Origin of the sequence: Shewanella sp. SR44-3 (assembly GCF_014163735.1) — a bacterium.
GTDB lineage: Bacteria > Pseudomonadota > Gammaproteobacteria > Enterobacterales > Shewanellaceae > Shewanella.
In genome coordinates this window covers 1-995 of record NZ_JACJDV010000093.1, presented here as the reverse complement: position 1 = coordinate 995, position 995 = coordinate 1, and the positions used below count along the sequence as shown (strand labels likewise).

The 995-nt window shown below is 34.9% G+C and carries 2 protein-coding genes; both read right to left on the bottom strand.

The features are described from left to right. Positions 1 to 219 precede the first annotated feature (219 nt). On the bottom strand, positions 220 to 540 hold the full coding sequence (locus tag H5073_RS17945) for a hypothetical protein (protein ID WP_182680922.1): 321 nt from the start codon (positions 538 to 540) through the stop codon (positions 220 to 222). A gap of 102 nt (positions 541 to 642) precedes the next feature. After that, positions 643 to 828 (bottom strand): hypothetical protein, encoded by a 186-nt coding sequence (locus H5073_RS17940; protein ID WP_182680921.1) that lies wholly within the window; start codon positions 826 to 828, stop codon positions 643 to 645. Between the last annotated feature and the right edge of the window lie 167 nt (positions 829 to 995).

Genomic DNA, 995 nt, shown 5'->3' with positions numbered 1-995 from the left:
CATTAAGAAGTAAGCTTTGTTGCTATAGATAATTGAGTGAAAAAAGCACGACATGATATAGATACAGAAAATACCAACTGCCAACTTCCCTGAAAATTTCTTCAATCTATTCATTACGCATAACGCCGCTGTAATGGGTTTGGGTTAGCTGGCGGTAATTTTGGAACAAAATTGGTGACAGCTTACCCAAATCCCAATTCACAGCCTTGTTAAAAGGTGTCACTCTAAAACCTGCTTTTGATAATCTATTTTGTAAATAATCGTATTTTGAAGATCATAACCGCAAGCTACTCCAGCGGAGCCAGATGAAAAAGTAAAATGCTGAAAGTACCCTTTGGGTGAGCCTAAACTAAAAATATAATTACCGGACGTATCGAATATCATTAACTCTTGAGCCACACCTCTTTCACCACATAAAACAAGAACTTTGTCTGAGTTCTCATCATATGTTGCACCTAGTGCCTCGTAGACTTCTGATGGCTGAATTCTTACACCCTCGTACGTCCAGCTAATTTCTTTAGATTCAATAGTTAGCTTCATAATTGTACTTTTAACGCCTCAATAAAAGGAAATTTATAGTTGGCTAAAATGTTGAACGCAGTGAAAACAGCCAACTGTAAATTTTCCTGCTTTATTGCCTTGTTAGCAGTATTTTTTACGAGTTGGAATGATTACTTTTTTTGAAAATATACCAAACCAAAATGCCAACTCAAATATTGCACCTATTATAATAAAAACAAATAAACCAGTTGAACTACCATAAGAATAACAAGCAATGGCAGATATAATTAAAACCGCTAAAATGAGCCACCTAGTGAAACTATTCATAATTTATATCCTTATACGATTAGATAAATATACTAATACTGCTAACAGCGTATTAGCGCGAATTCCGGTTAACACCCTAAAGGCATCAACCTAAACCTAAACACAATGACGCTTTAATTATTAATAATTCCAGTAACTTAACAGCATTTCATTGGTAAGGCAATACG